General features: G+C 43.3%; 22 protein-coding genes and 1 pseudogene. 18 read left to right on the top strand and 5 right to left on the bottom strand.

What is annotated here, in order from left to right; all coding sequences use genetic code 11:
• Nucleotides 1–43 precede the first annotated feature (43 nt).
• From ACE5CV_RS02980 to pruA, 6 genes are all read left to right on the top strand, one after another.
• Nucleotides 44–2,833 (top strand): TonB-dependent receptor domain-containing protein, encoded by a 2,790-nt coding sequence (locus tag ACE5CV_RS02980; protein ID WP_374948668.1) that lies wholly within the window; start codon nucleotides 44–46, stop codon nucleotides 2,831–2,833.
• A gap of 111 nt (nucleotides 2,834–2,944) precedes the next feature.
• On the top strand, nucleotides 2,945–4,411 hold the full coding sequence (locus tag ACE5CV_RS02975) for a hypothetical protein (protein WP_374948667.1): 1,467 nt from the start codon (nucleotides 2,945–2,947) through the stop codon (nucleotides 4,409–4,411).
• 103 nt (nucleotides 4,412–4,514) lie between these two features.
• Complete coding sequence (locus ACE5CV_RS02970) at nucleotides 4,515–5,120, top strand: helix-turn-helix domain-containing protein (RefSeq protein ID WP_374948666.1); 606 nt, start codon at nucleotides 4,515–4,517, stop codon at nucleotides 5,118–5,120.
• Between the two features lie 110 nt (nucleotides 5,121–5,230).
• Nucleotides 5,231–5,575 carry a hypothetical protein gene (locus ACE5CV_RS02965; RefSeq protein ID WP_374948665.1) on the top strand — a complete coding sequence of 115 codons (345 nt, stop codon included), beginning with the start codon at nucleotides 5,231–5,233 and terminating at the stop codon, nucleotides 5,573–5,575.
• 57 nt (nucleotides 5,576–5,632) lie between these two features.
• Complete coding sequence (locus ACE5CV_RS02960) at nucleotides 5,633–6,187, top strand: arylesterase (RefSeq protein ID WP_374948664.1); 555 nt, start codon at nucleotides 5,633–5,635, stop codon at nucleotides 6,185–6,187.
• Nucleotides 6,188–6,278: 91 nt separating this feature from the next.
• Complete coding sequence (pruA, locus tag ACE5CV_RS02955) at nucleotides 6,279–7,916, top strand: L-glutamate gamma-semialdehyde dehydrogenase (protein ID WP_374948663.1); 1,638 nt, start codon at nucleotides 6,279–6,281, stop codon at nucleotides 7,914–7,916.
• A 78-nt stretch (nucleotides 7,917–7,994) separates the two neighbouring features.
• On the opposite strand, the gene ACE5CV_RS02950 is transcribed toward pruA, so the two are convergent.
• The 4 genes from ACE5CV_RS02950 to ACE5CV_RS02935 all read right to left on the bottom strand — a co-directional run bounded on the left by ACE5CV_RS02950 (nucleotide 7,995) and on the right by ACE5CV_RS02935 (nucleotide 11,736).
• The gene (locus tag ACE5CV_RS02950; RefSeq protein WP_374948662.1) at nucleotides 7,995–8,669 is read right to left on the bottom strand and encodes a carbonic anhydrase; all 675 of its coding nucleotides are present in this window, start codon (nucleotides 8,667–8,669) and stop codon (nucleotides 7,995–7,997) included.
• Between the two features lie 12 nt (nucleotides 8,670–8,681).
• The gene (locus tag ACE5CV_RS02945; protein WP_374948661.1) at nucleotides 8,682–9,437 is read right to left on the bottom strand and encodes a YoaK family protein; all 756 of its coding nucleotides are present in this window, start codon (nucleotides 9,435–9,437) and stop codon (nucleotides 8,682–8,684) included.
• A 210-nt stretch (nucleotides 9,438–9,647) separates the two neighbouring features.
• On the bottom strand, nucleotides 9,648–11,249 hold the full coding sequence (locus ACE5CV_RS02940; protein WP_374948660.1) for a SulP family inorganic anion transporter: 1,602 nt from the start codon (nucleotides 11,247–11,249) through the stop codon (nucleotides 9,648–9,650).
• A 154-nt stretch (nucleotides 11,250–11,403) separates the two neighbouring features.
• The gene (locus ACE5CV_RS02935; protein WP_374948659.1) at nucleotides 11,404–11,736 is read right to left on the bottom strand and encodes a hypothetical protein; all 333 of its coding nucleotides are present in this window, start codon (nucleotides 11,734–11,736) and stop codon (nucleotides 11,404–11,406) included.
• Nucleotides 11,737–11,844: 108 nt separating this feature from the next.
• On the opposite strand from ACE5CV_RS02935, the gene ACE5CV_RS02930 reads away from it, so the two are divergent.
• The 5 genes from ACE5CV_RS02930 (at nucleotide 11,845) to ACE5CV_RS02910 (ending at nucleotide 17,041) form a co-directional block, all read left to right on the top strand.
• Nucleotides 11,845–13,386 carry an acyl-CoA carboxylase subunit beta gene (locus ACE5CV_RS02930; protein WP_374948658.1) on the top strand — a complete coding sequence of 514 codons (1,542 nt, stop codon included), beginning with the start codon at nucleotides 11,845–11,847 and terminating at the stop codon, nucleotides 13,384–13,386.
• Nucleotides 13,387–13,471: 85 nt separating this feature from the next.
• A complete protein-coding gene (locus ACE5CV_RS02925; protein WP_374948657.1) occupies nucleotides 13,472–13,891 on the top strand; it encodes a GNAT family N-acetyltransferase in 420 nt (139 codons plus the stop codon).
• A 239-nt stretch (nucleotides 13,892–14,130) separates the two neighbouring features.
• A complete protein-coding gene (locus tag ACE5CV_RS02920) occupies nucleotides 14,131–15,246 on the top strand; it encodes a M42 family metallopeptidase (RefSeq protein ID WP_374948656.1) in 1,116 nt (371 codons plus the stop codon).
• A gap of 58 nt (nucleotides 15,247–15,304) precedes the next feature.
• A complete protein-coding gene (locus ACE5CV_RS02915) occupies nucleotides 15,305–16,207 on the top strand; it encodes an NDP-sugar synthase (RefSeq protein ID WP_374948655.1) in 903 nt (300 codons plus the stop codon).
• 465 nt (nucleotides 16,208–16,672) lie between these two features.
• Nucleotides 16,673–17,041, top strand: a complete 369-nt coding sequence (locus ACE5CV_RS02910) for a PleD family two-component system response regulator (protein WP_374948654.1) — start codon at nucleotides 16,673–16,675, stop codon at nucleotides 17,039–17,041.
• Here the strand turns inward: ACE5CV_RS02910 and ACE5CV_RS02905 are convergent.
• Nucleotides 17,038–18,027, bottom strand: a complete 990-nt coding sequence (locus ACE5CV_RS02905; RefSeq protein ID WP_374948653.1) for a hypothetical protein — start codon at nucleotides 18,025–18,027, stop codon at nucleotides 17,038–17,040. The two genes, ACE5CV_RS02910 and ACE5CV_RS02905, sit on opposite strands and share 4 nt — an antisense overlap.
• 373 nt (nucleotides 18,028–18,400) lie before the next feature.
• Here ACE5CV_RS02905 and ACE5CV_RS02900 point away from each other — a divergent pair, with 373 nt between their 5' ends.
• The 7 genes and pseudogenes from ACE5CV_RS02900 to ACE5CV_RS02870 form a co-directional block, all read left to right on the top strand.
• A complete protein-coding gene (locus tag ACE5CV_RS02900; RefSeq protein ID WP_374948652.1) occupies nucleotides 18,401–21,490 on the top strand; it encodes a tetratricopeptide repeat protein in 3,090 nt (1,029 codons plus the stop codon).
• 15 nt (nucleotides 21,491–21,505) lie between these two features.
• Nucleotides 21,506–23,359 (top strand): hypothetical protein, encoded by a 1,854-nt coding sequence (locus tag ACE5CV_RS02895; protein WP_374948651.1) that lies wholly within the window; start codon nucleotides 21,506–21,508, stop codon nucleotides 23,357–23,359.
• Nucleotides 23,360–23,464: 105 nt separating this feature from the next.
• On the top strand, nucleotides 23,465–23,791 hold the full coding sequence (locus tag ACE5CV_RS02890) for a putative quinol monooxygenase (protein ID WP_374948650.1): 327 nt from the start codon (nucleotides 23,465–23,467) through the stop codon (nucleotides 23,789–23,791).
• Nucleotides 23,792–23,881: 90 nt separating this feature from the next.
• Nucleotides 23,882–25,012, top strand: coding sequence for a hypothetical protein (locus ACE5CV_RS02885; protein ID WP_374948649.1), 1,131 nt, complete (start codon nucleotides 23,882–23,884; stop codon nucleotides 25,010–25,012).
• A 52-nt stretch (nucleotides 25,013–25,064) separates the two neighbouring features.
• Complete coding sequence (locus tag ACE5CV_RS02880) at nucleotides 25,065–25,775, top strand: MotA/TolQ/ExbB proton channel family protein (protein WP_374948702.1); 711 nt, start codon at nucleotides 25,065–25,067, stop codon at nucleotides 25,773–25,775.
• Nucleotides 25,772–26,173 carry an ExbD/TolR family protein gene (locus ACE5CV_RS02875; RefSeq protein WP_374948648.1) on the top strand — a complete coding sequence of 134 codons (402 nt, stop codon included), beginning with the start codon at nucleotides 25,772–25,774 and terminating at the stop codon, nucleotides 26,171–26,173. Before ACE5CV_RS02880 ends, ACE5CV_RS02875 begins: the two co-directional genes overlap by 4 nt.
• A gap of 78 nt (nucleotides 26,174–26,251) precedes the next feature.
• Nucleotides 26,252–26,431, top strand: a pseudogene (locus ACE5CV_RS02870) (energy transducer TonB); the annotation flags it as partial.

Raw genomic sequence — 26,431 nt, 5'->3', positions numbered from 1 at the left:
CTAACATTTGGATAATAGCTTTGCACTGATTAAACGAAATCACGTGAAAAAACTATTATCAGCATTACTTTTAAGTATCATCTCATTATTTACGCTGCAGGCTTTTGCGCAAACCACTGGTAAAATTGGTGGTAAAGTGATCGATTCAAAAAGCAGCGAAACACTTATTGGTGCAACCGTCAGCATTTCGGGTACTACCAAAGGCGTGGCCACGGATGTAGAAGGTAAATACCTCTTAGGTGGCATTGCACCGGGTAAATACACTATCGAAGTGCGCTACATTGGCTACCAGGCCAAACTGGTATCGGATGTAATTGTTAAAGCCGGCGATGTAACAAACCTGGATATTGCAATGGCAGCGGCTACTACAAACGCTTTAAAAGAGGTTGTAGTACGCTCTACTTACCGGCAGGCATCTGTAGCATCGTTATACGCTGTTCAAAAGAACGCTGTATCGATATCTGATGGTATCTCGTCTGAGGTGATCAAACGCTCGCCAGACAGAAACACTGCCGACGTATTAAAACGTGTAAGCGGTGCTACCATTCAGGATAACAAATTTGTGGTTATCCGTGGTTTAAGTGACCGTTACAACACTGCCATGCTTGATGGGGCATCACTGCCAAGTACCGAAAACAACCGTAAAGCATTTTCATTCGATATCGTACCGTCTAACCTGGTTGAGGGTTTAACAATCACCAAAACTGCAACTCCTGATCAACCGGGCGATTTTGCCGGTGGTATAATCCACATCTCAACAAAAGACCTTCCTGATCAAAACTTTATCTCTTTTGGTATCAGCGAAGGTTACAACACTGCATCAACATTTAAAGATTTCATAAGCGGCCCCCGCAATGCTACAGATTACCTGGGTTTTGACAATGGCAGCCGCCAGTTACCAAACGGATTTGCATCATCTGCACAGGTTGCAAACGGCTTATCGCCACAGCAAAACTTAAGCATGCTGCGTGCTTTGCCAAACGACTGGAACAGGTACGTAAATACTGCGTTGCCAATACAAAACTACCAGTTATCGATTGGTCGTGTTAAAGACAGCGAAAAAACAGGTAACCGTTTTGGGGCTATCCTTGCGCTTACTTACCGTAATCAGCAAAACATTTACAGCGATATCAAGCGTGATTTTTATGGTTATAATTATACCGACGACGCTTATAAATTCAGCACAAGTGTAGGTGCCTTATTAAACTTGGGTTACACCTTTGGTAAAAATAAGATCACTTTCAAAAACGTTTATAACAGGATATTTGACGACCAATACCTGGGCCGTACCGGTAACAATAACTCAGGTTTTGATGTAAACTATTACGCATTCGATTTACAGCAAAAAGCGCTTTTGAAATCGACCTTGGAGGGTAACCACCCAATTGGCGAAAAAGGTGCTAAGATAAACTGGGAGCTAAGCTATGGTAACGTACTTAACGATCAGCCAGATCAGCGTAAAGCACTTTTAACCCGTGCATCGGGTACTACCAACCCTTACCAGGCAGTACTTTCATCGCTTACTAAAGAAAACTCTACACTGTTTGGTAAGCTGAACGAAAACTCCTACTCGGGTGGTGTAAACTTTAGCACACCAATTAAAATGTTTACGCAGTCAACTTTAAAAGCAGGGCTTTTAAGCTTATACCGCGACAGGACCTACAACGTGCGTTTCATAGGCCCGTTGTTTAGCCAGCAGATACTTAATGACCCGGACAGGGCCAACGCAATTGCAAGGCGCCCGCTTAACACGCTGTTTGCAAGAGATCTGATCGACGCGGGTGCTTATGATCTGGAAGAGATTAGCAACATTCCTTCCGATTCTTACAACGCCAATTCGTTTACTAATTCGGCTTACTTAATGCTTGATAACAAGCTTACCGAAAAACTGCGTTTGGTTTGGGGTGCACGTGTAGAGCAATTCAACGTAAACGTAACACCGGTTACTTTTAGCAACCCGTCAGATAAAGTTCATCAAAACTATACCGATGTGTTACCATCGGCCAACCTTACCTATAACCTTACAGATAAGATCAACCTGCGTGCATCCTACTCACGCACTTTGGCAAGGCCTGAATTCAGGGAACTGGCAACGTCATCATATTATGATTACGAGCTGCTTGCTTTCCAGCAGGGTACGCCTAACCTGAAACGTACCAACATCGATAACTTCGACGTTCGTTTCGAGTTATTTCCATCTGCAGGCCAAATCTTCTCGGTATCAGGTTTCTACAAAAAATTCAATAATGCTATCGAGGCGTTTAACGATGATGCAACCTCTACACGTACTATCCGCTACTTTAACAGCGACTACGCTAATGTATATGGTGCTGAGTTGGAGATCCGTAAATCGCTTGATTTTATTAAACCAACCGACTTCTTAAAAAACACCACTGCTTATGCAAACGTTGCAGTTGCCAAATCGGTAGCGCGTAACCCGCTAAACTCTGGTTTGAACCTTAAGTTTGGCGAGCGCCCTTTAATTGGCCAGTCCCCATATGTAATCAACGCAGGTTTGCAGCACGCCTTCTTTAATAATAACTTAACATTTAACGCCTTATTTAACCGTGTAGGCCAAAGGTTAAGTATTGCCGCAGGTGGCCAGTATGCAAACGTATACGAAGTTCCGCGCAGCGTTATTGATGCGCAATTGGGTGTTAAAGCATTTAAAGGCAAAGGCGAGTTTAAGCTGAATGCCGGTGATATCCTTAACCAGCGTATTGCTTTCTATTATGACCAAAATAATAATAAAAAGTACGATGCGGGCGATTACACACAAAGCAGCTTCAAACAGGGTTCAACTTACACCGTATCGTTTACTTACACGCTATAGTATTAATATAAAATTAACATTAAGCAACTTTATTTAACATACACATAAACTGTTGCTAACCTTAAGTACAAGGTGCAACCGTTACTTTGCAAAGTAAAATCAAACTTAAAAATGAAAAAAATTTTATTATTCGCTGCACTTGGTCTAAGCATCTTGGCTACCAGCTGCTCAAAAAACACAGTTGATCCAGGTACGGGTCCCATCGTTGATCCAGGTACAGGTGGTTCAACATCGGTAACAGTTTCTGCTGACATTACCACAGCCACTACCTGGACAGCAGATAAGATTTACCTTTTGAAAGGTAATATATTTGTAACTAATAATGCAACATTAACAATTCAACCTGGTACTATCATTAAAGGTGATAAAGCTACTAAGGGTGCTTTGATCGTTACACGCGGTGCAAAGATAGATGCTACAGGTACAGTTGATAAACCAATTGTGTTTACATCTAACCAGTCTGTTGGTGCACGTGCACAAGGCGACTGGGGTGGTGTTATCCTTTTAGGTAAAGCGCCTAACAACGCAGGTACTGCTATTGCTATCGAAGGTATCTCCGATGCTACAGATAAAGGCAAACACGGTGGTACTGATGCTGCAGATAACTCAGGTACAATGAAATATGTACGTATCGAGTACGCTGGTATCCCATTGAGCCCTGATAACGAGATCAACGGTTTAACTTTTGGTAGCGTTGGTTCTGGTACAACTATCGATTTCATTGAAGTTTACCGTTCTGGTGATGATGCATTTGAATGGTTTGGTGGTACAGTAAACGCTAAACACTTATTAGCTATCGATACCTGGGATGATGATTTTGATACAGATAACGGTTTCTCTGGTAAGATCCAGTTTGGTTTAGCTCAGCGTTTAGCTGCAACTGCCGACGTATCTGGTTCAAATGGTTTCGAATCTGATAACAACTCTACCGGTACAAACGCTACCCCTATTACAAGCTCTGTGTTCTCTAACATGACGATATTAGGCCCACGTGAATTCCTTACAGGAGGCCCAAGCATTAACGCTAACTTCCAGCATGGTGCTCAAATTCGTCGTAACTCATCTATCAGCATCTTTAACTCTGTAATTGCAGGTTATACTGAAGGTGTATTTTATGATGACGCTTTACCAGCAGGTAGTACAGCTAACTCTTCGACAAATTTCACTACTGGCGCTTCTGTGTTTGCTAACAACATCATTGCTGCAAGCAACAGCAAAAGTAACCAGATCAAAGCATCAAGCACTGCAACTTTAGCTCTTATCACTCCTTTGTTAACTGCCAATAACAGTTTCTTACCTGATGTATTTGCTGCTGCTATCTACACTGATCCTTACAAATTCAGCGCGGATTTAGCAGGTACAACAAGCGGTGTAAACAGAGCCGGTATCCCTAACTTTACTCAGGTATCTACCTCAGTAGCTTTAACCGGCGCGGCATTTACTAACGCTAAAGTTACTGATGCTTTCTTTGACAAAGTTGCTTACAAAGGTGCTTTCGGTACTACCGACTGGACTTCAGGTTGGGCTAGCTTTGATCCACAAAACTTACCGTACACAACTCCTGGTGCTGTAAAATAATTTACACCCCCGGTTATACAAAAGCGGCTGCCTCTAGTTTATTGGGGCAGCCGCTTTTATTTTACTGCAATTCTACCTGTTACCTCCTATCCTTTCGCTTTTCATGAGTATCTACCATATAAATATCAGTGATATTGATACCCAAATTGCCCACTTCGCCCGGGCTATCGCTTTGCCGATACGGGTTTTTATTTTACGGATGATAGCCGAGAATGGCAACTCTATAACAAGGCAAGCCTTTTACAACTCGGCCTTTAATGCCAGCACCATCAACAAGCATATTTTAGAATTGCGCGCCCTGGGGATTGTTAAAGTAAAAACGGTAAAGGCTCAGGCCACTTACTATATTGACCAGCATGTATTCGATCAGATGTTTGCCAACTTCAAAGTATTTTTTCGGGCGGTGCCACTGCAAGGCAATATACCTGCGCAAAATGGTTTGCCTAAACCAAACGCATCCCTTCCATCAGATTTTGGGAGATATATTAAAGAGAACCGTACCGACCTGAACCTTTCACAGGCCATACTTGCCAGAAAGCTAGATATTGACCGCGCCTTGCTAAGCCGGATCGAAACCGGCAAAAAACCGTTCGACGCTGCTAAACTGCCTTTGTTAGCACAAGCTATTAATCTGGATGACAAGGCGCTACAATTAGTTTACGAGGCCTATACATCTGCTGCGATAACAGATCAGCAAATAGCCGTATAACGTTCGGTAATTTTGACGGCGACTATTTGCGTTTTTTTAAAGCTCTGTATTTATTAACTCAGCAAACTATTTAAAGGATATTTTGTCGTAGTCTTATATCATTTTAGAGTATGACACCTATTTATTTTACTGTCGGTAATGACAGGGCAGTTAAAGTTATACCGAACACACAAGCGCAGGTTGACGGGCACCCGGTGTTAACCTATACTTATAACATTTACACCGATGGCGATTTTGGCGACGAGAACAATTTGCGTCAGGAAACCGAACTGCTCTTGGAAGCAAAGCTGGACCCAAATTACCTGGGTTTTATCACTTTTGAAGACCCGGGTAAAGTGTTTACTTACACCGCCGACGGCCAAAGTGAGCTATCGTCAATTGAAGTGGAAGAAGTGATAGAAAACATATCACATTATCGCGATCATCCCGGCATGTGGTCTACAGACGATCTATAGGATCATTGATTTACCTTATGCTTAAAATAAGCACCGGTTTGTCGTCGTTAAATCGTAATGCATAATATCTTATTTTTTGGCGACAGCTTAACGGCCGGCTATGGTTTGGCCAGCGCTAATACCGAATCTTTCCCGGCACTTATCAGCGATAAAATCAAGGCCCTTGATCTGCCCTATACCGTCACTAATGCCGGTCTGAGTGGCGACACTACTCCCGGAGGATTAAATCGCCTTAGCTATTGGCTAAATCAGCCTGTTGATGTATTTGTACTGGAGTTGGGGATAAATGATGTCCGCCGGGGGATTGCCCCTGCCACCATCGAAAAAAATTTACAATTAATTATCAACCAGGTAAAAGCCAAATACCCCGCCGTAAAACTAGCCCTACTTGGTATGGAGATCCCATTGTTTTTAGGGGCCGGGATTGCCGGGCAATTCAACAGCATATATCGTAAGCTTGCCGAAGCAAATCAAATGGCCTTAGTGCCCTTCCTGCTGCAAGGTGTTGCTGGTCAAAAGCACCTTAACCTTTGGGACAGGGTGCACCCATCTGCCGCGGGTTATAAAGTTGTAGCTGAACTGGTTTGGCCTGTGCTAAAAGAGTTATTGTGATCACTCCGTCGTCACAAATTCAATTTGCACATCCGCATATTCGCTCATCTCCACATTTCCCCCTATCTTTGCAGCTTTAAATTATAAACCTATGCTAAAAGGATTTTTTAATGTCCCTGAACCTGTTAATGAGCCGGTTTTAAACTATGGTCCACGTAGTTTAGAGCGTGCTGCTTTACAGGCAGCACTTGCCGAAGGCCGTGCCCAACAGATAGATATACCGATGTACATTGGCGGCGAGGAAGTGCGTACAGGCACCCTGCGAGAGATCCGTCCGCCGCATGATCATCAGCACCTGCTCGCAACTTATCACTGGGGTGATAAAAGCCATGTTAACGCCGCTATCGACGCTGCCCTTGCCGCAAAAGCTGATTGGGAAAACCTGCCATGGGAGCAGCGCGCCGCCATATTCTTAAAAGCCGCCGAACTGATTGCCGGCCCTTATCGGGCAAAAATAAACGCAGCAACTATGCTGGGCCAAAGTAAGAATGCTTACCAGGCCGAGATTGATGCTGCTTGCGAATTCATTGACTTTTTGCGTTTTAACGTGCGCTATATGACCGAAATTTACCAGCAGCAGCCTCCCGTATCGGGCAAAGGCATCTGGAACCGGGTAGAGCAGCGCCCGCTGGAAGGTTTTGTGTTTGCGCTTACACCATTCAATTTCACGGCCATTGCAGGTAACCTGCCATCAAGCGCAGCCATGATGGGTAACGTAGTAGTATGGAAACCTGCCGATACGCAGATCTATGCGGCTAACGTGGTTATGCAGATCTTTAAAGAAGCCGGTGTACCGGATGGCGTGATCAACCTGATCTACGCAGACGGCCCTGAGGTTGGCGATGTGGTGTTTAACCACCCCGATTTTGCGGGCATCCACTTTACCGGGTCTACAGGGGTTTTCCAAAATATATGGAAAACCATTGGTACTAACATTCATAAATACAAAACATACCCACGCATAGTAGGCGAAACCGGTGGTAAAGATTTTGTGCTTGCCCACCCAAGCGCTAATCCTGATGTTACTGCCGTTGCCCTGTTACGTGGTGCGTTTGAATACCAGGGGCAAAAATGTTCGGCAGCTTCGCGCGCGTATATCCCTGCAAGCCTTTGGCCTGCGGTGAAGGAGCACGTTGTGCGCGAGATGGCCACTTTCAAGATGGGCCCTACCGAAGATTTTGAGAACTTTATCAACGCCGTTATCAGTGAAGTCTCATTTGATAAATTGGCTAAATATATTGATGATGCTAAGGCGGATGACAGTGTTGAGCTGATTGCCGGTGGCGGCCATGATAAAACCAAAGGCTGGTTTATCGAGCCAACAGTTATTCGTGTGGACGACCCTTACTACGTAACCATGTGTACAGAGCTTTTTGGCCCGGTATTAACCGTTTATGTGTACGAGGATGATCAATGGGATGAGATCCTTAACATTGTAGACAAAACTTCAATATACGCTTTAACAGGCGCTATTATCTCGCAAGACCGTTATGCTATTGCCGAGGCTACACAGCGTTTGCGTAATGCTGCCGGTAACTTCTATGTAAATGACAAACCTACGGGTGCAGTGGTGGGCCAGCAACCATTTGGCGGTGCGCGCGGGTCGGGCACTAACGATAAAGCCGGCTCAATGGTCAACCTGTTACGCTGGGTATCACCAAGAACGATCAAAGAAACCTTTGATCCGCCTAAAGATTACAGGTATCCGTTCCTGACACCGGAACATTAAATTCACTATCAAATAAAAAAGGCGAAGGGTTGATAACCTTTCGCCTTTTTTATTTAAGCTTGGTATTAAGCTTTGAGCTTATTTCCCATCAAATCTGAACACTTCATCCAACTGTGAGTTGTTTTGAGTGCTTACCTTCATATCTTTTATAATACCGGTAGCAAGGGAGTAAACCCACCCGTGAACGCTTAGTTCCTGGCCGTTTTGCCAGGCGTTTTGCACAATAGATGTTTTACATAGGTTGCTAACACCTTCAATCACATTAAGCTCTACCAGCCGGTCGGCACGTTGGGTGTCATCAACAATGGCGTCCAACTCCTTTGAGTGTATGCGGTAAACATCTTTAATATTACGCAACCAGTTATCGATAATACCAAATTGTTTACTTGTCATAGATGCGATAACGCCGCCGCAGCCATAATGCCCGGTTATGATCACGTGTTTTACTTTCAATACGTTTACAGCGTAATCTAACACGCTCAGCATGTTCATGTCTGTATGTACAATTACATTGGCAATGTTGCGGTGTACAAATATTTCGCCCGGGTTAGTATGTGTTATTTGATTTGCAGGTACGCGGCTATCTGCACAGCCTATCCACAATACCGGCGGCTTTTGTCCGTTAGCCAGTTTATTGAAATATTCGGGGTCTTCCTGCAGGCTTTCCTCTACAAAAATTCGGTTACCTTCCAGCAGGCTTTCATAGCTTATATGGCTGGTATCGTGTATCTGGGTTGTTGTTTGTGCACACATAATAAATTTATTTTATAAGTTTTTAGAAAAGGTTCTTTTTTCGGTTATAAACAGTCTTGTTATACGGTACCAGGCAAGCGGCAGTAAATCGTAGTAAAGGATCGACAGCAAAATTACCGGTACAAAGTAAAACACCTTAAATTCGTAAATATTAAAAAAGTAGCCGCCCGCAAATCCGCCGAATATAAAAAACACCAAAATTGTTAAACGCACATATATCTTGTTTTTCACTTCCTCAGTTTTGCGCGTACGTGGGTGTATCCAGTCGGCCAGTTCGCTGCCCAAATCGGTAAATAAACCGGTAAGGTGCGTTGATTTGATCAGTCCGCCGGATACGTTTGATACTAAACTATTTTGCAAGCCCATAGCAAATAGCAGCGCGCCAATTACGATCTGCCGCTCCTGGGTCGATTCTTTATAAAAGTTGTTACCGTAAAAGGCGATAAAAATTAGCACCAAAATTTCAAGAACGATTGGTGCCGAGTGCGCCCGGTAATAACTAATATGCTGTAACGACTTTACAATAAAGTTAGATACAAACGCCCCAAACAAGAACATAAACAGCCATAGCCCAAATACCAGTATGGAATCAAAATCCTGCTGAACGATGTTCTTTGCCAAATTAGCCACGTGCCCGGTAATGTTTGATGTAAAAGCCAAAAAGGCAAGCACACCCACAACATCAATAATACCGGCCACAAATGCTGTAGACGACGCCAGCATCAGGTTTTGGTTTAGCGTACGTTTTTCTTTTGGTTGTCTTAACATTTGTAAGGGGATTTAGTACGGCTTCTTAAACATACCTAAATATATACGGTTTAAAGCATTCTTAAAAAACCCCGGCCATAAACCAAACGGCCGGGGGAATTAAAACATCAATTAACTAAAACTGAAGTAAAAGGATAGTATCGCACCATCCAGTGCCTGTAACTGCTGCCTAAGCTCGCATCTTAAAGCGGCTTACCGGGTAGCATTTTTTTAAGGTTTGTAAACCAAATCCTTTAATGGCGGGATATCATACCGCTCTTTTATACCCTCTAACCGTACAATGATGCCTTTGGTATAAGCATTGTGCTTATAATTATGAATTATCTCCAGCACATCCGGGTCTATGTGCCGGGATGCAGAGCCGTCAATAACCACATCGCTGCCTTTAGGCAGGCCGGTTAAGGTAATTTGTATAGCTGCCTTGTTCAGAAACGATACCTCCTCTGCCAGTTTTATCCTGATCGTATTTTTATCTCCGTTGGGCGATATAGTGTAAAAAAACGGGTTGCGTAAGTTGGTGCGCAGTATGTAAAAGACACCTACAAGCATACCTATTCCCACGCCAATAAGAAGGTCGGTAAACACAACTGCCACTATAGTGATAACAAAGGGAATAAACTGATCGAGCCCTTTGTGCCACATGTGTTTGAACAGCGATATCTTGGCAAGTTTGTACCCTATCGACAATAGAATCGCCGCCAGGCAGGATAGTGGGATCTTGTTTAATAATGACGGTATGGCCAGCAGGCAAATCAGCAATAGTAAACCATGGAAAATCGCACTCATTTTGGTACGCGCCCCCGCGTTTACGTTAGCTGATGACCGTACGATAACCGCCGTCATTGGTAAACCGCCCAGCAAACCGCTCACTAAATTGCCAGCCCCCTGAGCAACAAGTTCGCGGTTCGTAGGCGATATTCTTTTAATCGGATCTATTTTATCTACAGCTTCCAGGCTAAGCAGGGTTTCTAAACTGGCAACAACTGCAATAGTGAACGCTGTTATCCACACCTGCTTATTGCCTATAGCACTAAAATTGGGGGATTTAAATAGCCCGAAAAATTCATTTGTACTATGTACCAGTGGTATTTGTACAAACTGTTTATCCAATAAGGCAAGCGGGGTACCGGCAAAAGCATATGCCAGCACTACCCCAATAACCACAACCATTAATGGTGCAGGTATTGCAGCCAGTTTTTTAAATTTTGGCCAATAGATCATCAGTGCAAGAGATATCAGGCTTATTATTACTGCGCCGTAATTGATCTTATTTAATGCACTCAGGATGCCCGAAAAAGTGTTGTTCGTATCGGTTTGTGCAAACCCTTCGTCGCCTTCAAAATCGCGGTCGAAACCTACAGCATGTGGGAATTGCTTCATGATAAGGATGATACCTATCGCGGCCAGCATCCCCTCGATAACCGATGACGGGAAGTAGTTGGCAATTGTACCGGCCTTAACCAGCCCTAATATCACCTGGAACACACCAGCTATAATAAGCGCAAGCAAAAACACATCATAGGCGCCCAGGCTGGTAATTGCATTTAATACAATTACGGTAAGCCCGGCAGCCGGACCGGCTACACTTAATTGCGAACCGCTTAGCGTACCTATTACAATGCCGCCGATAATGCCGGACAGTATACCCGAAAAAAGCGGTGCGCCAGAGGCCAGCGCAATACCTAAACATAGGGGTAGTGCTACTAAAAATACTACCAGGCCGGCGGGCAGGTCCTTCTTTAAATTTTTAGCGAGAAAATACTTTTTCAGGTTAAGGCTCTCCGCAGATAACCCTCCTTGCTTGATTTGCATATTTAAGAAAAATTAGAAAAAATGAGTTTTAGATAACAGGGGCGTAACATCTTCTCCGTTGGTTTGAGATGCAAGGCATACGGTATTGCTAACTATACATAAAAAATGTACAGATGCAGCTACACTGCCCGGTTAAAAACCAGGCGCCAGAAAATTACGCGTTGGGAGGTGGTGTTGGGACAACAGGGTGATAAACCGGGGCGAACATAGCGCTTTCTAAATTGTGCAACACGCGCTCTTCAGTCACAAAAGCCGTATAGGCAATAATGTGGTTGAAGTTTTCGTCGAAAGACTTTTTATCCTTAAAAGTACTCTTTTCAGGATCATCTTTCTCTGTTTTAGATTCGTTCTCCAGCTGCAAGATCACAGCTTTAACGGTTTTATTATCCATACATAAAAACGCAGGCGCAAGAGATATGGCCATCTTTAACATAAAGATGCTCATAAATAATACGGTCACAGAAATTTTAAATTTCCTTGTTTTCATGCGTTGCAAATATATAAAAATTTGTTTCTACCGCACAAGCAAACAATGGTTAAACATAATCTTACAATTTAATTACTATTTTTAACCCAGTGCAAAAATTTAGTTCTTGTGAATAAAAAATTAGAGATATTACAGCAAAAAAACGATGAAGCGTTAGCGGGCGGCGGCCAGGCGCGTATAGAAAGTCAGCACAAAAAAGGGAAATTAACCGCCCGCGAGCGGCTGCATTTTTTATTGGATAATGGATCATTCCAGGAGATCGGGATGCTGGTATCACACCGGTCAACCGATTTTGGGATGGAGAAAGAGAAGTACCCCGGCGATGGTGTGGTGACCGGCTACGGCACTGTAAACGGTCGCCTCATTTACGTTTTTTCGCAAGATTTTACCGTTTTTGGAGGATCTTTATCAGAAACACATGCCGAAAAGATCTGCAAGATAATGGACCTTGCCATGAAAAACGGCGCGCCGTTGGTTGGACTGAATGATTCTGGCGGTGCACGCATACAAGAGGGCGTGGTATCGTTGGGTGGCTATGCCGATATATTTTACCGCAACACCATGGCCAGCGGGCTGGTGCCGCAAATTTCGGCTATTATGGGGCCTTGCGCAGGCGGGGCTGTTTATTCGCCGGCTATTACTGATTTTATTTTGATGGTAGAGCATACCAGCTATATGTTTGTGACAGGCCCTAATGTTGTAAAAACGGTAACGCATGAGGTAGTAACGTCAGAAGAGCTGGGTGGTGCCAATACGCATGCTACTAAAAGCGGGGTTACCCATTTTGCATACGCTAACGAAATTGATGCCATACAGCATGTTAAAAAGCTTTTGAGCTACATGCCTCAAAATTGTGAAGACCGAGCCCCTTCGCTGCCTTATGAAGTAACAAACGAAGAACGCCCGGCTCTAACCAACATCCTGCCTGAAAATGTTTCTCAGCCTTACGATATACGCGAGGTGATAGAGCATGTGATCGACAGCGGATCGTTCCTTGAGGTACATAAAGATTTTGCCGAGAATATAGTTGTTGGATTTGCACGTCTTGCCGGCCGCAGTATTGGTATTGTGGCTAATCAACCGGCGTTTTTAGCCGGTGTGCTGGATATCCATTCGTCAACCAAGGGCGCACGCTTTGTGCGCTTTTGCGATAGCTTTAACATCCCTCTGCTCGTATTTGAGGATGTCCCTGGCTTTTTACCAGGCACAGACCAGGAATGGAATGCTATTATCACTAACGGTGCAAAACTTCTGTTTGCCTTTTGTGAAGCGACAGTCCCACGGATTACCGTTATAACCCGCAAAGCCTACGGAGGTGCTTATGATGTAATGAATTCTAAACATATTGGTGCCGATATGAACTATGCCTGGCCAAGTGCCGAAATTGCTGTAATGGGTGCCAAGGGTGCTGCCGAGATCATCTTTAAACGAGAAATAACATCGGCCGAAGACCCGGAAGCCAAATGGCGGGAAAAGGAACAGCAATATGCCGACATTTTCGCTAACCCGTACCGCGCTGCCGAACGCGGCTTTATCGATGAAGTTATCCCACCGGCAGAGACACGCATTAAGCTTATCCATGCCTTTAAAATGCTGGAGAATAAAGTGGTGAATAACCCCAAGAAAAAACATGGGAATATACCATTGTAACCATAATCTTGATTTTGATGACTAAATCTGGTAAGCTTTCCTGCGGAAAAGCCAATAAATCGTTATCAAACGTTGATTAGTAAGTATGAGTTTACAGATCGAACAAATCCGCCCAGAACTTACCTGGCAACTTCGTCGGGATGTATTATACTCTAATCTGCAAAAGAATGAGATGGGTATGGACGAGGATAATTACGGTTACCACTTTGCCGCTTTTAAAGATAATTATATTGTTGCGGTGGTGTCATTGTTTAAGCACGGAAGCGATTGGCAATTCCGAAAGTTCGCCGTAAATGAAACTGTACAAAACCAGGGTATCGGCAAGCAGTTGTTAAATCACATACTGGAGTTTGTTGAGCGTGAAAACGGCACCGGCATCTGGTGCAATGCACGTTTATCAGCTACCGGCTTTTACACCAAATCGGGCTTTACACAAATAGGAGATATATTCAGTAGAAACGGATTTGAATATATTGTTATGCAGAAAGATCTGCCCTTAAAATAAAAGATCAGTCCGCCTTGCGCCGACTGATCCTTCATAACTAACTTTTTAACTTTTAACTAACTGATCTTATTATTATAAGACAGTGCAAAGTTGCGGCAACCGTATTAAGTATATATTAAGTAAACAATAATATTCACGGTTATGTTAAGCATGGGTATTAATGTTATAAATCTGTTTATATCATTTGGTACGCTTTATTATATTTGCACTAATGGCCTATCGGCCTTATTATAAAACAAATGGCTAAAAAGAAACCCGAAGCAGCCCCAAAACCTGCTATAGTAAATGAAACCTCGCTCGCATTTTTTGAAAGATATATAAACAACCCTTCTCCAACCGGTTTTGAATGGAAAGGCCAGCAGCTGTGGCTTGATTACTTAAAACCTTACATCGATGATTTTTACACAGATAATTACGGCACCGCAGTAGGCATAATTAACCCGCAGGCCGAGTATAAGGTAGTAATAGAAGCGCATGCCGATGAGATCTCGTGGTTTGTCAACTACATCACCAACGATGGTTTGATCTATGTGATTCGCAACGGCGGTTCAGATCATCAGATCGCCCCATCTAAACGGGTGAATATTTATACCGAAACCGGCATGGTTAAAGCGGTATTTGGCTGGCCGGCTATCCACACCCGCTTAGGCGGCGAAAAGGAAGAAGCCCCTACCCTCAAGAACATCTTTTTAGATTGCGGCTGTACCAGTAAGGAAGAAGTAGAAGCTTTAGGCATCCATGTAGGTTGCGTTATTACCTATGAGGATGAATTTATGGTGCTTAATAACCGCTATTATGTGGGCCGCGCGCTGGATAATCGTGCCGGTGGTTTTATGATAGCCGAGGTTGCCCGTTTATTAAAAGAGAACAACGTTAAACTACCTTTTGGCCTTTATATTGTGAACGCCGTGCAGGAGGAGATTGGTTTACGTGGTGCCGAGATGATAGCCCATCGCATTAAACCGAATGTGGCGATTGTTACCGATGTTACCCATGATACCGGTACGCCAATGATCAACAAGATAACCCAGGGCGATCTTGCCTGCGGTAAAGGACCGGTAATTTCTTATGCGCCGGCAGTACAAAATAACCTGAATAAATTATTGATAGAGTCTGCCCAAAAATCCGGCATACCCTTTCAGCGCCAGGCTTCAAGCCGCAGCACGGGTACAGATACCGATGCGTTTGCCTACTCAAACGACGGGGTACCATCGGCATTGATCTCATTACCGTTGCGTTACATGCATACTACGGTAGAGATGATCCATAAAGAAGATGTGGATAATGTAATCCGCCTGATCTATGAGTCGTTGCTGAATATTGAAGCTGGTCAGGATTTCAGATATATCAAATAAAAACAAACATTTAAGGCTATTCTTAATTTGTGTAATAAACGCAGACAAACTCAATATAATGAAACCCACCCTACTAATTTTGGCCGCAGGTATGGCCAGCCGTTACGGAAGCATGAAACAGGTTGACGGCTTCGGTCCTAATGGTGAAACTATTATCGATTACTCCATAAATGATGCTATAAAAGCCGGTTTCGGTAAGGTAGCCTTTATTATCCGCGAGGAATTTGCCGAAAATTTCAAAACCATATTTGAGCCAAAATTAAAAGGCCGTATAGAAACCGACTACGTTTTTCAGAGTTTTGATCTGGAGCCGTTTGGTATTGCTGAAAAAGTTGAACGGGCCAAGCCGTGGGGTACTGCACATGCTGTTTTGGCGGCACGCAACCAGGTTCATGAGCCTTTCTGCGTTATTAATGCCGATGACTTTTACGGTTACGATGCGTTCAAAAAAATGGCTGACTTTTTAACTACCGAAGTTGCTGATGATAAGTATGCTATTATAGGTTACCAGATAGATAAAACCCTTTCAGATTACGGCAGCGTATCGCGTGGCGTGTGTGCAGTTGATGAGGCCGGTAACATGACAGAGGTTAACGAGCGCACTGAAGTTTATTTTAAAGAAGATGGTTCAGTTGCTTACAAAGATCTGACAGGCGAGCACCCGCTTCCTAATGATACCCGTGTATCGATGAATTTCTGGGGATTTACTCCTGCAGTGTTCGATCAAAGCCTGGAATTGTTTAAGCAATTTGTTGCTGCTAATAAAGAAAACCCTAAAGCTGAATTCTTTATCCCGTTAGTAGCTGATGAACTGATAAAAACCGGTACAGCATCGTTCAAGGTGATCCCAACGGCACAAAAATGGTTTGGCGTTACTTATAAAGAAGATAAACCTATCGTTCAAAAATCAATATCCGAACTGGTAGAGAACGGTACTTACCCAAGCAACCTTTGGTCGTAGTTAGTAAGATTATTTACAAAATATCAAATCCTGCCCTTTAAGGGCGGGATTTTTTTGTTCATAATTTTCGCACATATACTGGAATTTTCTGCAAATCTCGAAGCAACTATCTTACGTAGTTATGCTTGGTGAAGTATTTTAGCATACTTTCAACAACCAGCCATTATTTAAACCTTATTAACTTGGAAAAGAAGCTTAAGCCGATAACAACCCATTGCCCAAACTGCGGCAATTTATTTCACAAAAAACTGCACCGAAGCTTCGTTGTAAAAACATTTCTCTTCTTTTTACCTCTCAGAAAATACAACTGCGAACATTGCGATAAAGATGTAATGGTGTTTAAAAGATAACGATCAGGCTAATTGCACTTTTTTGGTATAAATATTGACAAGTGTTGGTAAGATACTATAGTACATGTGATTGTACTAAATAGCTGATACAATTTTATATTTAAAACAGAGACAAATGCGACGGATTTTAGCGGTGGATGATGACAATGATATATTGGAGGTATTACAATTTATACTTGAAGATTCAGGTTATGAGGTAGATACCCTTTCTGACGGCCACAATTTAATGGAAAAAATACGGGAGAGACATCCTGACCTTATATTGCTTGATATTATGCTGGGCAACCTTGACGGGCGTGAGCTTTGCAAGGCTGTTAAAAAGGAAAACAGCACTCAAAATATCCCGGTTATCATGATATCAGCCAGCCATAATATTGCAAATACTGCCAATCAGGATGGTGCACCTAACGATTTTATTGCCAAACCGTTTGATATTAACAACCTGCTGAATAAAATTAAGAGCCAACTTAACGAGGCAGCTTAAACACCAGTTGGCTTTATACCAAGTTGCTGTAATTCTTTATCTATCTTATCTGCCCATAGTTGCTGCTGATAACTGTTTATACTGTGGTTAGTCTCACCATCATATTGCTTTTGCAGTTTGTCTATCTCGCGCAACGCATCAAAATAAGCCATATTTATAGGGCCATCGTAATTGGCCACAGTTAGGTTTTCTGCAAGTATGGCCTTTTTAAAATGCTCCGCTACCAGTTTAACAATATCAAAATGGCGCTGCTCATGATTTAAGCCGTAAGCATCCTTTACGTCGTCCCTTACCCAGCAAGCACTCTTGGGTGCGTATACCTTCAGGGCAATTTTTACCTGAACTATTCCATTAATAACTTCAACACTTTCGGCATATCCCAGGCTGGCAAAGATCTCGGCGCCGTGATTACCGGTCAGTTTCGGTTTTCGCTGGAAATCAGTCCACTTTAAAGGTCGGTTTGTGTGATAGTAGATGGTGTCGCCTTCAAGGGGTTCAGAATAATTACTAAAAAATATTTTAACCGCTTTTGCCAGTTTTATATTATGACCGGCCTCTGCATTCATCCAGTTATTTAAATAAATAAGGCTGTTATTTATAGTGCTGCGTACCAACGGCTCAATTTGCTGGGCCGGCCCGGCCGTACGTTGATAAGTTGCATTGCCGGTATAGTCGGTCAAATGCACAAGGTCTTCACCCTGCCGAAGGTTATACGATACGGTAAGTACTACCCGTCCACTTACTTTTCCGCCGGTCAAAGCCGTTTCAGTAACCTTTAAGTTTGTTATATTAATTGTCACCGGCCGCAGCGTTTTGTTTTTAGTTAAACTATTGTCTACCAAATTTTTCACCGCGGTTATACCGCCTTTAAAATTTATACTGGTTTCGCCGGGCTGTGCACCAATTAACGCCAAATGCCCAATGCTGTGCTTATCTGCCCGTCCGTCTGTGATATCGGCAATGTAAAACTCTTTGGGCGTATACAATAATTTATCGCCTTTCAGGTCGATTAAGGATTCGGAAGGCGGGTACGTGTGCCCGGAACATAAAATACTAGAAGCATTTAACGAAATAATTAAAGTGAGAGCAAATCTAAGTTTCAAGAGGGCGAATTATTTAAAAGCCAAACGTTAAAATGGATTGCATATTTTATTATTAAAGCTTCATTTACAGAATGATGATAGGCTGTCCGAATGTATAGATCGACACGAAAACCCAAATATTTGCAGTTAAAGTTATCCACAGGTATACCACCTTGTTTATAATCAACGTTAAAAAAGCGTTCTCCACATTTGTTAATTACTAATGTGGATTGCATTTTTGCGTTTAGCTATTTTAGCCACATCATCCGCACGCTTTATGATAAAATTGAAGTACCTCACAATATTTGCCCCTGTCTTTTTGGCCCTCCCGGTACTGGCGCAGCAAAACCCATCATTCCACATTAATCACATTTACCAAACTGCCAGCGAGCTTTTAGATAAGGGCAAATTCGCCGCGGCAGCACAGCAATACCGATTAGTAGAAAGCACCCGGCTAAACACCTCTAAGCAATCGAAATTTGAATCGGACTTGAGCTTATTGAAAGAAAACGCACAATATTATGAGGCATTGTGCGCGCTCGAACTGGGTAACGATGATGCCGAAAGTATGTTTTTGAGGTTTATAAAGGAGCATCCCGAAAATCCGCTTACAAAGCTGGCCTATTTCCAGGTGGGCCGGTCATACTTTAAACAGGGTAAATTTCAGGAAGCCCTGGTTTGGTTTAACAAGGTAGATGCTGTTGATTTGAGCGGCGCGCAAAACACGGAATATAAATTCCGTAAAGGGTACGCTTATTTTGTAACAAACGATTATAAAAATGCACAGCTTTTGTTTGCCGAGGTAAAAAATAAAAAGTCGCCATTTACCGATGATGCCGTTTACTACTTCGCTTACATATCTTACCTTAACAAGGATTACCAGTTGGCGCTCGTAAATTTTGAACGACTTAAAAATTCAAAAAAATACGAAAACAGCTATCCATATTACATCACGGCGGTTTACTTTTTAGATAAACGCTATAACGATGTAATTAACTATGCTATCCCTATCATCAACAGTACCAGGCAAGAGCACGAGACCGAAATGCTGCGAATAATTGGTGCATCGTACTTTGCCAAAAATGATTTTGATAACGCCGTAAAATACTACAGCCGTTTTGAAGATGCCGACCGCGGCGCTACCCAAAACACACAGGACAGTTACCAGATGGGTTATGCCTACTACAAAGTAGGTAATTATGGGAAAGCTGCCACCGTGCTCGAAAAATTGATTGCACAAAACGATAACTATAGCCAAAGCGGCAGCTACACCCTCGGCGATGTTTTTCTGAAAATGAATAACAAGCAAAGCGCCCGCAACGCATTCCTGGTAGCATCACGCCTGGATTTTGATAAACAATTGCAGGAAGACGCTCTTTATCAATACGCCAAACTTTCTTACGAACTTGATTTTAACACACAGGCGCTTGATGCCACCCGTTTATATCTAAAAAACTATCCGCGATCCCGTCGCCTGGACGAAGTGAAAACGCTTTTAGGTGAAGAACTGCTTAACTCACGTAATTACAAAGAAGCTGTCGAGATACTGGAGCCTATCCCTAATAAGTCGGCGAGTGCACAGGCAGCTTATCAAAAAGTTACGTACTACCGGGGATTAGAGTTTTACAACGAGCGTGCATTTGAGAACGCCATAGGAATTTTCCTGCGGTCGTTAAAGTATCCTATCGATACCAAAACGCAGGCCCTCACCTATTACTGGATGGCCGAGTCAATGTACGAAGTGCGGAAATACACCGAATCGGTAGATAACTTTAAAGAATTTTTGGACATGCCGGATGCTAAAGAAACGGATGTTTATAACTACGCCAACTACGCATTGGCTTATGCGGCTTTTGGCGGGGAGGACTACCGTACTGCTGCCAGTTATTTCGAAAAGTTTCTGCAAGGCGAAAATAAAGATAGATACACCGTTAATGATGCCATAAGCCGCCTGGGCGATAGCTACTTTGTGATGAAAAGCTATGGAAAGGCGTTAGAAAATTACGACAGGATCATAGCGCAGCAAAGCCAGGGACAGGATTACGCTCTGTTTCAGCGAGGTATTATCCAGGGCTTGCAGGGATCGTTTGATACCAAGATAGCTACCTTAAACAGCGTGCTTTCAAAGTTCCCGAATTCAGACTATGCAGATGATGCATCGTTCGAGATTGCCTACACATACTTCCTGAAAAATGATGGTGCACGGGCAAAAACAGACCTTCAGGCCATGATAGAAAAATATCCGCGGAGCAGCTATATCCCACGAGCCCTTACCACCATCGGCTTGATCGATTACAACGCCGGCGGCAATGATGATGAAGCCGTAGCAGCCTTTAAGCGCGTTGTACAGGATTACTCCTCGAGCGACGAAGCTAAAACCGCGCTGAAACAAATTGAAAAGATCTATACAGATAAAGGCGACGCGCAAACGTTTATTAACTATGCCAACACCACTTCGATAGGTAATTACTCCACTGCCGATCAGGAAAATATCATGTTCGCGGCAGCTAATAACCTTTACCTCCGCAACGATTGGCAGGGTACGGTTAACGCTATTAATGCTTATTTCGATAAGTTCCCGGCCAAACAGATCTATGAAAAACAAGCACGCTTCATCCGGGCCCAAAGTTTAGTGAACCTTAATAAATATGACGAGGCAGTGGTGGATTATAATGTGATCCTGAATGACTGGACCAGCGCTTATACGGAGAAATCGCTGATTGCAATGGCTAAACTGTACATGTCACAAAAGAAATATAACGATGCTATTGTATTTCTAAAACGGTTGGAGACCAACTCCGAGTACAAAGCCGATTATACCTTCGCTATCAACAACCTGCTGGCAAGCTATTCGATGATTAACCAACCGGAAGACGTGGTTAAGTATGTGAAGCTGGTGCGCGAGAACGAAAAAACCGCACAGGAAGATAAATACAAAACCGGCCTTTATGCCGGTAAGGCCTACCTCATGAAAGGTGATACCACAGCAGCCGTGAACGAGTTTGATTATACCGTATCAAACACCAAAACAATTGCAGCTGCCGAAGCTAAATATAACGTTGCCTATGTTGAGTACCTGAAGAGAAGGTACAAGGCATCTCAAAAAACCTGTTTCGACCTGGTAAAAGACCTGCCAAATTACGATTACTGGGTAGCTAAAACATACATTTTATTGGCAGATAACTATGTTGCCCTTAAAGACGATTTCCAGGCCAAGGCAACGCTGCAAAGTATTGTAGATAATTACACAGGCAACGATGATATACTGGGAATAGCCAGGCAAAAGCTGAGCGCTATAGCACCGGCAAAAACACCGGATACCAAACCGGTAACTAAAGAAACTAAACAGGATAACAAAGAACAATAGAAAGAAGACAAGCACATGAATCAAAGATACACCTTCACACTGCTTACCTTGTTAATGGTAGTTTGCTTTGTCCCTGTTATGGCGCAAACAAAGGGTAAGGATAAAAAGCCTGCGGCTAAAGCCACGCAAAAAACTGCGGTTAAAAAAACCACTGCTGCGCCTGTTAAAAAAATCACTAAGGCGGCTATGGTACAGCAAAAAAGTAACGCCAAAACCCTTGGCGATGCTGCCGCAAAAGTTAACACTGCCGATACAACTAGGAAAGGCGGTGCCAATACTCAAAATAATTCAGGCAGTTTATCTGAAGAAATTGTTGTGACTACAGCGTACAAACCGGTACTTGCCGAGGCAGTAAAAATCCGCCGCAACCCCGATCTGGAAGATAAGACGCCATTTAAAGCACCGCTGGTTTACGCGCCAATTGATAAACGGCTGGAGCAGGATAACAACATTAAGGCGTTAGACCCGATGCTGCGCCCTGCGGAGCAGGATTCTTTACAGCTTAATAATTATGTTAAAGTTGGTGCCGGTAGTTTAAAGACCACCTTTGGCGAAGCTTACTTTGGCAACGGCCGCGATCCGGCCCTCCAAGTTGGTGGTTATGCAAAACACCTGGCACAATCTGGCAGCGATTACAATAAACAGAATGACAGCCGTCAGGAATTAGGCGTTTTTGCTAAAAGTATAAATGCCGAAAACACCATTAGCGGCAGCATCAATTACAAACGCCGTGGCACCTATTTTTATGGTTTTGATAATACCGTACCGCCACCGGCAAGTTTTTCCCCGGCCAGGCAAACCTTCAACACTATTGGTGCCGAAGCGGAGTTAGCCAAGAACTATAAAGATGTAGAGAACGATTTTACTTACGCAGTTAAGTTAAAGGGATACATTTTTAACAATGCGTTTAGCGCTAAGGAAAACAATATCGTGTTAAGCGGCTTTTTAAATCAAACTGTTAAACAATTTTATGCCGGCCTGAGTGCCTCGCTAGACCTGAGCACGCAAAAGGATGTAGCGTACGATTACAGCAATAGCATTGTACGGGCCAATCCTTACATCAAATTTCAGGGAGATAATTATAAAATAGATGCAGGGATAAACATTGCCAAAGAGTTTGGATTTTCTGACCGGGTTTTTGTTTTCCCGGCTGCCAAATTAGAACTGCAAGTGATACCTAAATACCTACGTTTATTTGCCGAAGCAAAAGGTGATGTCAACCGATCATCAATACAGGAGTTCACACAAATCAACCCGTTCCTGGGCGAGAATATTGAGATCAAAAATTCGGTAGATCAATTAGATTTGATGGTGGGTTTAAAAGGCACCATAGCGCCGGGATTAGCATTTAAGGCGTCTGTGTTTCGCAATGACGTTAAAAACCTGCCCCTTATCGTAAATAACTTTGCCAATACTTTTAACAAATTCCAGGTAGTATATGACAACGGCAAGGCAATTATCAGCGGTTTTAACGGTGAGCTTGATTTTAAAGCTACTGATACCTTCGACCTGTTTGGCCGTATAGAGTTCAAGGACTACAAACTAGCCAGTGAAGCACAGCCATGGAACCTGCCTAAATTTTTACTGACGGCTGGTACCGCTATCCATATCAACAGCAAGGTTGACGTAACAGGTTCTTTGTTGTTCCGTGGTAGTACCAATGAGCGGCCGGTAACTACAGGCGCAGGCCCCCAATTAAACCCAATTGCTTCATTTGCCGACTTGAGCGGTGGCGTTAACTATAAGGTGAACAAACAGGTATCGGTATTTGTTAAGGCTAACAACGTCCTTAATGCTAATAGCCAAACCTGGTTATATTATCCAAACTATGGATTTAACATTTTCGGCGGCGTGGGCTTTGCTTTCTAACCACAACTCATAAATATTGATATAGATATGCAAACATCAGGCTTAAGATTATTGCGCTTTATAATGCCGGCACTTATAGTTGTTATTTGTTTTAGTAATCAAACAATGGCGCAGCAAATTAAACAAATGGTACGATTGGCAAAGATCCAGGTAGACCCTGCGCAACTCGATAGCTATAATGCTGCTTTAAAACTGCAGATGACAACCGCTGTAAAGCTGGAGCCGGGCGTGTTGACCTATTACGCCGTGGCTGACAAAGCCAACCCATCGCAGATTACCATATTAGAGATCTACGCAGATACGGCTGCCTATAAATTACATATAGAAACACCGCATTTTAAAAAATATAAAGAAACTGTGCAGCACATGGTCAAGTCGTTAGAATTGGTTGATATGGATTTGATAGGGGCTGCTGTTAAACCTGCTGGTTAAGCAACGTTATATGCACCTGGTGCAATACTAAAAGTTGCAAAGGGCGTACCCTGTTTTTTGATGTATTATAATTATCCGTACTTTTAGCGAATGGATGTAGGCTATTTTATAAGCGAGCTGCTTGGGCAGCAAGGTGAGGTAAGCGTACCCGGATTGGGTTATTTTGCACACACGCGTGTAAACGGTTACTATAACGATAAGGAGGCAAAGTTTTACCCACCAAGTTATAGTGTACAATTCGATCCGCAATTTATTGATGATGACGCCCTTGCCCAGCACATTGCCGATAATAAGAATATCTCGCTGGCATCATCCAAATACTTTACAGAAAAATATGTGGCCGGTATATGGCAGCAGGTAGCCATGGGCGATGTATCTGTAGCTAACCTGGGCTGGTTTTACATGGACGATACCCGCCTGGCGTTTCGGTCAAATACCGCGCAGGATGCTGACCCGGAATTTTTTGGTTACCCGGCCTTACAAGTCTACAAACTAGGCCAGAAACCGGCAAACGCCCTGGATGACCTATTTACGCCTGCCGATGTAAATATCAGCGCCCCGGAAGCAGTTACAGAGACACAAGCCGAAGCCTTGCAGTTTGAAACAGATTTAGAGCACGAGCAGTACCTGGTTGAGCTTACCGCACAGCGTCGTCGTAAAACATTGTTTGTTTTTATCGGCCTGGCCATAGCGTTAGCCGGACTGGTTTATTTTTTATACACCAAATACGATAGATCGGCCTTTGACCTGGAGACGCCTAAAGCCAAGGCTCAGCCAAAAAAACAACCCGGCGTCAAATCCAAACGGGTGCTGATGAACGGTGATTCAACAAAAGCAGGTAGCGCTGATGATACCATCCACATTGTGAAATTTGACCAGGGAAAAAAAGTTTATGTACCTGAGCCGGATACACTTGCCAAAAAAATAGCCAACGCACCTGTAGAACTCCCCGCCGAGGAAGAAGCAACTTCAGTAGCGCCGCGGTACGAGATACTGGGGGGCGCTGTCGCCACTACTGCTGATGCTAATGTGGTGATTGCTAAATACAGGAGAATGGGTTTTAGTGCACATGTACTGGATAATGTGCCGGGCCGCAAACGCAAAATTACTCTTGGTACCTTTACTACACGTGCCGATGCCATTGCTGCACAGCAAAAAATTATAGCCACCGGCAAAATAAAACCTGCCGAGATCTACATACAACCTTACAACGTTAAATAATATTTGTACTATAATTCAGTTTTAAACAAAACCAAAAAGAAAGAGATAGATGATGATGTTATTATTGCAGGTTGCCGATACCACCGCAAAATTGATAGATACCGCTGCGCGTACCACCCAACAATTAGCTACCCAACCAACGGAAGAACTGCGCTTTGGCGATCTGCTGCTAAAAGGTGGCTGGGTAATGGTTCCAATTGGTATTTTGGCGGTGCTGGGTTTGGTTATCTTTTTCGAAAGGTTTTTTACTATTCAAAAAGCATCTAAAAACGAGTCGCATTTAATGACACAGGTACGCAGCAGTATTTTAAGCGGCAATGTTGAGGCTGCAATGGCTATCTGCCGCAGCATCAATTCGCCTTTGGGCCGTATGCTGCAAAAAGGATTGCTGCGCATTGGCCGCCCTATTAAGGATATCGAAGGCGCCATTGAGAATGTTGGCAAACTAGAAGTATCCAAACTTGAAAAAAACATAGGCATTATTGGCATTGTGGCAGGTATCGCACCCATGTTTGGTTTCCTGGGTACCATTGCCGGTGTTATCAAGATCTTTTATGATATCTCTAAAACCGATAACATCAGCATGGGCGTTATCTCGGGTGGTTTGTACGTAAAGATGGTTACATCGGCCGCAGGCCTGTTTGTGGGTATCATCGCTTATGTGTGCTACCATATTTTAAATATGATGGTCGATAAAGTGATTCTTAAACTGGAAACCGATGCCATTGAATTTATTGATCTGTTAGAGGAGCCGAGCAAATGAACTTAAGAAAGAAAAACAGGGGCGCATCGGCAGAGGTGCATACCTCGGCCATGAATGATATCATGTTCTTCCTGCTATTGTTCTTTTTGATTGCATCTACCGTTACTAACCCAAATGTTATCAAGCTGATGCTGCCTAAATCATCCAGCGGGCAATCGGTATCAAAAAAAACCATCACGGTATCGGTAACCAAAGAACTGAAGTACTTTGTAGATAAAAAAGAAGTGGCCGTTTCCGATTTGCAGCCTACCCTTGCCCAATACAAAACACTGGCGACAGAATTAACCATTGTGTTGTATGTAGACCGTACGGTAGCCATACAGGATGTGGTGCAAATAATGGACATTGCCCAAAAACTGAATATTAAACTGGTACTGGCAACAGAACCTAAAGGATAAGTTAGGTGGCCTGGTTTGTGTTAATTGTGCCCTGTAAACACACACACCGCAAACCCGAAAACTGGTAACAGAATTTAAATGAACTACATCGACGATAACAATTATCCCAAAGCGTTTGCTGCAACGGCTGTTATACTGGCCGTGGTGATAGCGTTATGTTATTTTATCGTGTTCCGCTCGCCTACCAGGCATGAAGATGGTACCGGTGGAATACTGGTGAACTACGGCACTGTAGATGAAGGCATGGGAAGCGATTAC

The sequence above is a fragment of the Mucilaginibacter sp. genome (genome assembly GCF_964263795.1).
Lineage (GTDB): Bacteria > Bacteroidota > Bacteroidia > Sphingobacteriales > Sphingobacteriaceae > Mucilaginibacter.
This window is presented reverse-complemented; position numbering and strand designations above follow the sequence as displayed.